General features: G+C 38.8%; 6 protein-coding genes and 1 pseudogene. 5 read left to right on the top strand and 2 right to left on the bottom strand.

Annotated features, from left to right (window positions below; genetic code table 11):
- Positions 1-319: 319 nt before the first annotated feature.
- Positions 320-457, top strand: a pseudogene (locus tag C406_RS21435) (transposase); the annotation flags it as partial.
- Between the two features lie 580 nt (positions 458-1037).
- On the opposite strand, the gene C406_RS0116815 reads toward C406_RS21435, so the two are convergent.
- Positions 1038-3767 carry a DEAD/DEAH box helicase gene (locus C406_RS0116815; protein WP_017381823.1) on the bottom strand — a complete coding sequence of 910 codons (2730 nt, stop codon included), beginning with the start codon at positions 3765-3767 and terminating at the stop codon, positions 1038-1040.
- A complete protein-coding gene (locus C406_RS0116810; protein ID WP_237740592.1) occupies positions 3764-5323 on the bottom strand; it encodes a hypothetical protein in 1560 nt (519 codons plus the stop codon). The genes C406_RS0116815 and C406_RS0116810 overlap by 4 nt, the downstream gene beginning before the upstream one ends.
- A gap of 526 nt (positions 5324-5849) precedes the next feature.
- Here C406_RS0116810 and C406_RS21140 point away from each other — a divergent pair.
- The 4 genes from C406_RS21140 to C406_RS0116790 all read left to right on the top strand — a co-directional run bounded on the left by C406_RS21140 (position 5850) and on the right by C406_RS0116790 (position 10811).
- Positions 5850-6056 (top strand): hypothetical protein, encoded by a 207-nt coding sequence (locus C406_RS21140; protein ID WP_237740591.1) that lies wholly within the window; start codon positions 5850-5852, stop codon positions 6054-6056.
- Between the two features lie 118 nt (positions 6057-6174).
- Positions 6175-6609: a hypothetical protein gene (locus tag C406_RS0116805; RefSeq protein ID WP_017381821.1), complete on the top strand. Its 435-nt coding sequence runs from the start codon at positions 6175-6177 to the stop codon at positions 6607-6609.
- 2218 nt (positions 6610-8827) lie between these two features.
- Entirely contained in the window at positions 8828-9520 is a 693-nt protein-coding gene (locus tag C406_RS0116795; protein WP_017381819.1) for a hypothetical protein, read from the top strand.
- Positions 9513-10811 (top strand): efflux RND transporter periplasmic adaptor subunit, encoded by a 1299-nt coding sequence (locus tag C406_RS0116790; protein ID WP_017381818.1) that lies wholly within the window; start codon positions 9513-9515, stop codon positions 10809-10811. The genes C406_RS0116795 and C406_RS0116790 overlap by 8 nt, the downstream gene beginning before the upstream one ends.
- Positions 10812-10869: the final 58 nt, after the last annotated feature.

The raw sequence follows: 10869 nt of genomic DNA, 5'->3' as shown, positions 1-10869 counted from the left end.
GTCGCCGCTCTGCACTCCAATCAACTAAGAGAATATAGGAAACATTAGTTCAAATAGATATAGAAAACAAGTGAGATTCCTTGTAGAACAAAAGTCGACCAAAACCATCATCCAGGAGGGAACTCACTTGTTACATTCTAATAGTATTTAATCTTTACTCTATATTCAAGATCCAAACATTACGAAAACTTCATAAAAAGAAGTGACTTTTAAAGGGAAAGTATGTAAATATGTCTTGGAAAATTGACATACAACTCTACACATATTGCGAAGGGTTCGGTGTCAGCAACATTGACTATCTAGATCTGTTTCACCCTTAATTTCAAGTTATATGAGAACATGTTTAAAAACGTTAAGATAACTTCTTCCGTTCATAGAAAACAGTTTTATTTACCCTTACAATAACGGAAGAATTGAAGGGATTAACAATATAATCAAAGTATTGAATCGTGTCGCATTGTTTTTGTTCGCTTTGTTTATCAGCTGGTTTTAATTTAAAAGTGTAAAATAATAAGGTTTTTGTAATTCCTGAAATTTCTATATTGCAGTATAATCCTACTCTTAAGCATGTCACTGGATCATGCAATTTATATATTCTTATCCAATTTTAACGTGCAATTTTAGTTGCTTGGAGTGCAAGATGGCGAGAAAACATGTGCTCCTGCGGTTACTCGTCGCAAAGATATTGGACGAATGACAGTTCGTCCAATATCTTTCCAGCGGGAAAAGCGCGAGCTGAAGACCCCACAGGAGCGTGTTTTTCGCGACGAGGAGGCTGAAGCCGTGCCCGCGGAAAGCGTCCATCTGTTTCTGCATCGCTTTGCTAGCTTCGAAACATGAAAGTGCGCTGGAACGGAAAGCAATGGGATACTTGACTAATCGTAAGAAAAGACTGCCGTAAAAATTCAGTTTTACTGACTTTCTGGACCGTCCCGCGACAATTAAATAATAGCCGACTAAAATTCTTCACCAACGTCATTTGACAAATAACCAAGAAAAGCACCTGTCGGCAATGCGACAGGTGCTCAACATAAATATTATCCTAAAGTTAGAAGTTCCTTTAGATCTTCATCTGCCATTTCCGTAATCCATTTACTTGATTGAATTAAGTCTTCGGATAATGCTTGCTTATCGGCAAGCAACTTATCGATTTTTTCTTCAATCGTACCAATCGTCACAAACTTATGCACATGCACAAAACGTGTTTGACCAATGCGATATGCACGGTCGGTCGCTTGATTTTCGACGGCAGGATTCCACCAACGATCGGCATGCAAAACATGGTTAGCAGCTGTTAAATTAAGTCCCGTTCCGCCCGCTTTCAACGACAAAATAAACACAGGGAATTCTTTTTCTTGGAACGCTTCAACTAAATTGTCACGCTGCGCTTTTGGCATACTTCCTGATAAAAATGGTGGATCAATGTCGTGTAACTCACTTAAACAATGTTGTAATAGGTGACCCATGCCGATGTACTGGGTGAAAATGAGACATTGCTCACCACGAGCCGCAATTTCAGCTGCAAGTGTCACAATGCGCGCTAATTTTTCAGAACGCTCCATCATATACTCCGCTTCACCAAACCCCTCTTTTAAATAAAGGGCTGGATGATTACACAATTGTTTCAGCTTGGTTAACATTTTTAAGATAAGTCCTTTTTTCTCAAAACCTGTTAATGTTTCGAGCTTGAACAGCGTTTCTTGAATCAAGCTTTCGTAAAGTGCCGCTTGCTCGGTCGTTAACGGGCAATACTCGCGTTGTTCTTGTTTATCTGGAAGATTTAACAGCAACTCTGGATCTTGTTTTGTACGTCTTAATAAGAAAGGACGGATTTTTGTACGTAATTTTTGCTTGTGATTTTCAGAGTCATCACGCTCAATCGGTGCAATATAGTTTTCTTGGAACTTCCGGAAACTGCCTAAATATCCTTTGTAAATGAAGTCGAAAATCGCCCATAACTCAGACAATCGATTTTCAACTGGTGTTCCAGTTAATGCTAAATGGTGTTCACCACGTAATTTACGAATGGCACGGCTTTGTTTTGTATGCATATTTTTAATATTTTGGGCTTCGTCAAGCGTCACACTTGACCACTCGATTTCACTTAAAGATTCAGCATCTTGTGAAGCCGTACCAAACGTGGTTAACACTACATCTGGTTTTATATTTTGAAGAAAGGCAGCTGTGGATTCTTCTTTTGAACGTGTTTGGCCATAATGCACATGAACATCTAAGTCAGGTGCAAAACGCGCCAACTCTTTTTGCCAGTTTCCTAAAACAGATGTTGGACAAATGATGAACGATGGCTTAGTCGTTTTATTGGTCCGGTGCACATGTAGTAAATAGGCAATCAACTGTACAGTCTTTCCGAGCCCCATATCATCCGCTAAACAAACGCCAAATCCTTGCTCACGCATAAATACGAGCCAATCAAATCCTTCTTGTTGATAAGGACGTAGCTCTGTTAAAAGGTGAGGAGAAACAATGGTTGTAGGTAATTCTTTTTTATCTTGAAGCTGTTCCAAATACTTCTTTAGTGATTGATTTAGCTCGAATTGGAATAACGGATCATCTTCATCTTCGCTATCTTCACCTTGTACCAATGCATCTGGCAACTCACGAAATAGCAATTCTTTGACGGTCCAGTTTTCGGTTTCCGTTTGGTCCATTAATTGACGAATCTCATGCATCCAGTTTGAATCTATACGGAACCACTCATTTCCAGCACGAATGTATTCACGATTTTCTTCAACCATTTGTTTGAATTGATCTTCTGAAATGGCTTGGCCGTTTAAGGAGAAATTCCAATCGAACGTCAAAATTTCATTCAATCCGGCAGTCGTTTTAAATGAAGTGGTATTCGCATTCGATTTGACACGAAGTTTTGAGTCCTTCACGACTTTTAACCAAGCAGGCAAAATGACTTCAAAACCAAGTGCTTGCAACCGGGCAGCATCATCACGTAAGAAGTGACGAACATCCAAATCACTTAAATTACGGGATAAAAAAGATTCTGGACTCGCTTCAATATTCATCAAGTCGAGTATTTGGGTTTGCGTCTCATAGACATAAGGTGCGTGAATTTTCCATTTATCCGGTAAAGCATCTGAAATTGAAGATTGCTTCTTTCGAACAGGCGGTGTCCAGTGCGAAGAACTTCTCTTCCCACGAACGACTGTTTCAAGAAGCCAATCTTCTGAAAAAGATTCAGGTTCAGACAAACGAAGTGCCACGTTGACATCTGCATGACCACTTTGTGGTTGTAAGGGCCATCCACCTTGTTTGAAAAAGGGCAGGAGTGTTGGAATATCCGAAAACGTTAAACCGGCACTGTAAAGCTTTTGTTGGATAGCAGAAGTAAGCATTGCTTGTGCCTCATCACTTACATCCTCTGCATGAAGGACTAGCGACTCGTCTTCAATACTAAGTTGATCCCACAGCGTTGGAGAACTCCACAAACTTGAGGCTTGCTGAATTGTTGAAATGGTTACATCATCTTCTTGGGCTCTCCCACTAACATGTACATAAGGATGTATATTGGATTGAGAAAAAAGTTCCACTAGCTCTAATGTTTGAAAGCGAGATTCTTCATCGTGATGTAAACCATAAAAAGATGGTTCATGTTGAAAGGAAATAAACGAAATCCATTGTTCGGTAAATAACCGTATACCGTCATCGTTATAGGCATGTACGGTCGTAAAACCATCATCCGTTTTTTCGAATGACAGAATTAGGTTTTTCATAAAAGGCGATACACTGGAAGTCATAATGGCAAGTTTCCTTTCTGTATCTCCTCTTGGAGAGCACGTAAGCGTTTATATTTTAGTTGTACTTCGTTCACATAGTCATTCCAATAATCGGTTTTGCCACTTTTCTTAGCAGCTGATTTCATTTTTTTCCAAATACGAACGGCCTGTTTATAATTATGGCGATTTCGTTCACGCACTTCACTGACCGCAAGAACATGATAAAAAGGCAGTACCGTTTCAGGTGCTTCCTGTAACACGGTCTTCATGCCACAAGACTCCGCATAATCAAGTGTTGACTCAAAGCGGTGATGCAGAGCAACCCAGTCTTTAAAACGGCTTTGTTCAATTAAGAAATCTGAATAGGCGCGTACACCAAACGTTCCAAATTGCCAAAAAAGTTGTTCGCGTTCCGCGTCTGGAATGTCAATAAATTTGTACAACTCATATAATTTGGATACGAACAAAGAACGGTTCCAAGCAGACAAATGACTATTTACATAATCAAAAATATGTGGACGCATCGCATACAAAATGGTTGTTAATGAGGTTAAATCATCTTGTTCTTTTGCTAGCTTGGCTAGGTGCATCCATTCAGGCATATTGCTAGCATGAACTGTTTCTGTAATGAGTTGTAATTCATCCTTTTTCTTAAGCAACACACAGAAGAATGCCCGGAATAAGTCGTTATTAAAACCTTTTAATTCATTTAAGTAAGAAAATTCTTCTTCACGTCGGGTTTTTTCTGAAAATAAAATAACCCAAAATGCATGTAGCAAATTGAAACGAAGATCAACCATTGCTTCAAAATCGTAGACGATATAACGTACATGCAAAACGAGCGCATCATAAAAAGCATCCGCTGCGAACAAACGTGGTTTATTCGAAAGATTCAACAACTGATGTTGCATTTCTTCAATATCCGCTTGAATCGAGGAACGAAACATACTTTCGTTTAGCTCTTCAGTGGATTCAAACAATAAGCGTATTAACATCGTACGTGTATATATATCGTAAATAGGCTGCCATTCGCGTTCAAAAGGCCTATACTTCTTTAGTTTTTGCTTCATTTGCATAATTGAGTTGTCGATATAATAACGCTCTTTCCAAGACCAATCAGCCGAAACTGCATCAAACGCCGATTGAACAATTGCGTTCCAACTTTCAGGCGTACGTTCATTTGAAAGCAGAGAAAGTTGCTCTGTCTTTTTCGAACGCCATTCTTGAACCCACTCGGATAAAGAAAACTTTTGCATATATAAACTAAAAATGACAGCTAAACTGTGACGGCATAGACGATTTTCAGGACAATTACACTTCACTTGCTCATCAAGTAAATAAATAGTGACAATGACAGGAGTAACATCCTGAACTTTTGCTGTTAATACATGTTCGTAAGGATCATACGAAAGTGTACTTACTGTCCCATTACGAACAGAGAAGGATGCGCGACGTACAAGCTCTTCATCTTCTTTAATAGAAGGGTGCAGGTCATCAGAAATAGTCTCCATCCATTGTTGGATATGAGTTTGGTAACGTACGGCAATATTAAATAATGAATGGCTCAACAGTAACATCTCCAAAAAAAAAGGTTTCCTTTCATTATACGGCTTTTTGTACAAAACCGTAAGCGAAATGAAACAATTAAGATAGTAAATGAAAATAATCTGTCAAAAATACATATAAATTTTAAAATTTACATAGTAAACAGGATCAAAATTATTGACGTTTACGTGACCGAGATTTCGATGGGGTAATTAAATCAACATCTCTTTAAAGTATGGGTGTCTAGTAAAATTGAAAGTTCTTTTTTTCATTGATATTATTTGTAAAATAATGTGGAATAATAGCGAAATTTGATTGCCATTAAACAGAATTTTTAGTAATATTAACTTAGTTATATTGTACCAATTAATGAGGCGAAATAACTAAAATTAAGTTAACTAAATGATGAAAGGTTGATTTATTTGCCCATACTATGAGTTCATATTACCTGGGTTACATCGAAGCGCTATAAAAAATCAAAGCGGCCAAGAATTTCTGTTTTATTTTACCCCAAAGGGAGAACGAAAATCAGCAGTTATTTTATCAAATGACAAAGGTGTGGCACGTATTAAACGTATAACCTTCAACAGTATCCAAATTGAAGATATGGAAATTGATTTTGTAAATAATAAATGCTCTTTTAGTATCAAAGAATCAATGGGAACTCAATATGAATCAACGCTTCAATACATACTGCGTGGATTTTTTATTCAATATCATGAACAAGGATATGGTTTCTTTACATTCAAGAAACCAAATAGGTAAGGCCAAAAAGACTGCCTGTTAAAAGGCAGTCTTTTTCCGAATGTGTCATGCACGAAAAGAAGGGTAGTGTGATATAATAGTAGTAGTCAGAATATTTAGTAAAAAAGGGGGGATTACAATGTTACACGTACAACTTATGAAACCATTTTATTCGAAATTAGAAGGCCAAAAAATGAAATTGGTTTTTGCATATCAATACTTTTCCATTAAGAAAGATGACGAACTTTTTCACTTCATCCCAGTAGAAGGAAAAGAAATCATTGTTAATATGAATACGTATCAAGTCGAAAACTTGTCCGAGGTCTTCGTCTTTCAAAAAGGAAATAGATTTATTCGTTTACCACTCTATCAATTATTGTTAGTTTCAGATATTCATATGCATTTACAAACTATCTTAAAACACGGGGAAGACGATAATGGCGAGATTACGAGCGATGTAAAAGAGGAAGCGAAAGAATTCATTTCGTTACTAGAAGAAGCAAATCGTAGCCGGATGATTGACTACGCACTGTTGATGAGAGATGAGAGTCTCTTTAACCGCCTAATAGACTAACCGTTGGAGGATAACCATGGGACTTAATAGAAAATGAAGACACCTACCTAAAGAAATGCGGGAGGTGTTTTTATGTGTCCATTTTTAGGTGGAAGGGCTTCTTTAATTAGTCCGGCAGATAAATTAAATAGTTCCACGTGAAATTATTGATATTCTCAAACCTAGGGAATGAAGTAGAGAGTGGCTAAACCAGAGTGCCAAAAAATAGTATCAGCTGAGGTTTCCGGATCGCTTTGGACGCAAAGCGGCTCCAACCATAACCTAGGGATTGAAAGCGAAGATAGAAGTGAGGTTGTCACTTCTATCTTCGCTTGTTCTTATAGGCAATCCTGCGGCGGGTGTGCGTCCGTCGCTCTCCTACAACCATGGCGTGCACAGTTCTTTGAATTTGGGTTAATTAGAGAAGGGACACTTATTGTCTTAAAAATAGTCGGCCGAAGATACAATTTCGGCCGATTGTTGCTACCTATAAAATATCATTCTGCGTTACTCGAAAGAAGGGATTCGCATACTATATAGTTTGCAACATCCTCTCGTAACATTTTTGAAAGAAAAGATAAAGGGCAGAACCTATAGAACCCCTGCGTCTACTCTGGTTTCCGGTTCGCTATGGACGGCAAAGCGGCTGCAATCATAACCTATGGAATGAAAGCGCAGATAGAAATGACGTTGTCACTTCTATCTGCGCTCGTTCTTATAAGCAATCCTACGGCAGGTATGCGTCCGTCGCTCTCCTCCAACCATGGCGTGTACAGTTCTTTGATTTTGGGTTAATTAGAGAAGGGACACTTATTGTCTTGAAAATAATCGGCCGAAGATACAATTTCGACCGATCTCATCTCGTTTTAAAGTATCTGCAATCCCATTTTAATAGAGAGGGATAGCATGGTTTTCGGGAGCGTAGCGAAAACAAAACCATTTAATCTTCCTCTAGAAAACACAGTGGAAATGCCTAAATAGTATCCACTTCGCTTTAGTTTCGTGGCTTTTTTCTGTTGGTGAAGGTGTATTAATAGAAGTAAATTGGTTTTGTGACCTGGAAACGACTGAACCAAGATTAGCTATTCAACTCACAAGAAAAGCCGACACATTCTGTTAGATTATGAAGTGATTGTAGTGAAAGGCGGCGACTCCAGCGGGAAAAGCGTGTTCGGTGAGACCCCGCAGGAAACGAATTGTGCACAATTCGTTTGCGACGAGTAACCGCAGGAGCATAGGTTTTTCAAGCGACGAGGAGACTCACGGACCGCCCGCGGAACGCGTCCGCCTGTAACGGAAATCAAACCTTTACTAGTCCATAAGCTTTTTCGGTGACCTCCACAGTTTTTAGTTGAAGAAGGACTTAGAGTAAATTTCTCTTGAACATAAACATGTAGCTAATGGGACGTAAGGAGATAGAGAATGATCACTGATGCACTTGAACCGATGACCCCGAACAATAAATCAACAGTATTGAAGCCGAATAGTTTGCTATATTTCATTAAAACACATCCTTTTGGGGTAGTTTTCTGCAAGAAGAAGTCTCCGTAGCTCTGATTGGCTGATCATGTTCAAAAAGAAGGGAGGCAGTTGTATCAGTCAAGAATTTCTCGGAGGAAACCGAATTGTATAGTATATTCAGAAAATTATTAGCGGAAGGTTAAAAATAGGCTTTTACTATAATAATTATCTAATTATTTTTCCGTAACAGTCATAATTCAATTTTGACGCTATATTTTGAAGTAAAATTCAATTTTACAAGCGCAAACAGGGGCAAAATTCAAATTTGCCTGAAAATATTCCCATCTGATTAAAACGCACTTACAATAAAGAAGAGCTATTAATTCCTTTTTTGGGAAAGGAAAAATAGAGGGAGATGGATAGATACATAGCGACGCGGTAAACACGGCTCATTCCTACACAACAGTGCACACAGTGTTGCCTTCGAGCCATATATCCTATCAACCTGTTTAGGTGGGGGCCTAAATCTTGTTTTCAAATCAATGCAAAAAAGGATGAGCAAAGGTGGGTGCTCATCCTTTTTTGCATTATTAGAGTGGCACTTTTCACAATTCAGTGTGTGCATGTGGATAGCATTTTGATTTCTAAAAGCAATTTGGTAAGTTTTTTGAAATTAATTACCGAACTGTAACATTTAGTCGTTCCAAATGTTGTCGGAATTTGGTAAAGTAAAGGAAGATTAATAGTTACTGGTAGGTAAGGAAAGGAACTTCAAGTTATGGTTTTTGATTTCAGATTTTGGCGATATTTCGCAAATCAGCAAGAATTAATAGGTAATCTCGGTTCGGGCACCATGCGGGGCTTCAAAAACCGTGTGTGGATGGTTGGCTTTTTTGGACTAGTCTTATATGTAGCACAAGAAATGTGGGGAATAAATACTCATCACATCACTCCCTTATACGCATTTGGTGGCGCAGATCCATATACACTAGCACGTCTCTCTTCACTTGTCGGAATTATTCTTTGGGCAGTACTCTACATGTCATTCCACTTTTTTGGCATTGCATTCCTATTAAATCGAATTACAAAAATCGAGTTATCTAGACTCGCCGTTTTACAACTGTATGTAGTGGGAATTCTTCTACTTGAAAAAGCATTATTATGGTTAACCTTTATGATGACAGGCTTTACGACGCATATATCCTTGTTTTCATTTGGACCACTTGCAGCAGCAGTTTTTGAAGACACTTTTCTTGTGTTTTTCTTCAATCAATTAACGATTTTCTCAGCGCTTATTATTGCGCTTCAAGTTCGTTTTATCCATGCCTTTACGGATATGAACCCGCGTAAATTGTTAGTTATTCTCCTTTTCATTCATATTGTCATGGCACTAATTACAGCATCAGTTGGCTTGCTTCCTCTTGAAGACTGGTTCGCCCAATACATAGAAAGGGGTGTCTTCAATGAATAAGTGGGTAACAATTGGTATATCTATAGGGATTTCGACTTTTCTTGCGACTAACGCCCTTCTGTTGTTTAGCGACAAAAGCACCGTTGCGAAAGTATTTTATGTGCATGAATACGAGCGTGTAGCTACTGGGAATTATGAAGAGAAATTACCAAAAGAATCTCTCATTGCACCCCTTAGTGTCAGCACCGTTTACGCGGAAAATGATGAAGTTATTCAAAACTGGTTAGTCAAAGATGGAGACGTCGTTACGACAGGTCAAGAACTTGCTACTCTTAACACGTCAACTGCAGACGAGCAGCGAACGCTTTGGAAATCTGAGCGTGAAGGACTTGAGCGTCAACTGACTGAAATAAACGCGACGATTAGTTCATTACAATCAGACCGAGCGAATGCTAGCGACTCAAGTAATTCAACAGGAAACTCGAGAGATACAGTTACTGAAGACACCGAAGAGCAAACAGTGAACGTTGATATTAATGTCGATGTCGGAGTTGATCTTGCTGTACAACAAGATGGTGCCTTCGCTCAAGCAATTGCATATGCCGAAGAAAGTCGATCAAAAGTGAATCAACAATTAGTCGTTGTCGATGCGCAACTTGCTCAAGAAGGAGCGGCTGCTCTAATTAGCCCAGTTGATGGAGTTGTGTCGGCTATTCGAGATAAAAATGACCGCCTTGCAATTGAGATTTATAGTAACGAAAGAATCATCGTCACATATGCGACGGACGAGCAATGGCAAGACGTAGAAGTGGACGATCGCGTACGTTTGCAAGCTGATGGAATGGATCAATCGATTGAAGGAATTGTAACGGAAATATCCCAAGTTCCTGCAACAGATTCTGATTTCTTAACAGCATATAAAGCTCTAGATCTTAAAGAACATATCAATCCACTTGCTTACTATGAAGTTCGTATTCAACCAAACGAGCCAATTGATAACTTACCATTTGGTAATAATACAAATGCTCTGGTAGTGGTAAACGAAGCGCAACAAGCTATTTCAGTCAACACTGCTTGGCTATACGATCGTTTTGAGCAGTCAGCTGTCGTACATGTTGTAAATGAAGACGGCTATTCGGTAGAAACACCTGTGACGATCCAGTTTGACTGGAAAACACGTTCGGTAATTAGTGAAGGGTTACAAAATGATTCAGTGGTGCTTTATGAACCGAAAATTAACGACTACAAATATGCACCAGCTATTTTCTTCCCGATGCCACTGGAATCTCCATCTTGGAAATCAACTAAGGATGCAGGATGGAAATTCTACTTGAAACATCTTATATTTTAACTAAAGAAGACTCTTTCCCGGTATGGGAAGGAGTCTTTTGTTAGTGTGCCCAGCATGG

It is taken from the genome of Paenisporosarcina sp. TG-14 (assembly GCF_000297555.1).
Classification (GTDB): domain Bacteria; phylum Bacillota; class Bacilli; order Bacillales_A; family Planococcaceae; genus Paenisporosarcina; species Paenisporosarcina antarctica.
The sequence above is the reverse complement of the archived record's forward strand: the minus strand, read 5'-3'. Positions and strand labels throughout refer to the sequence as shown.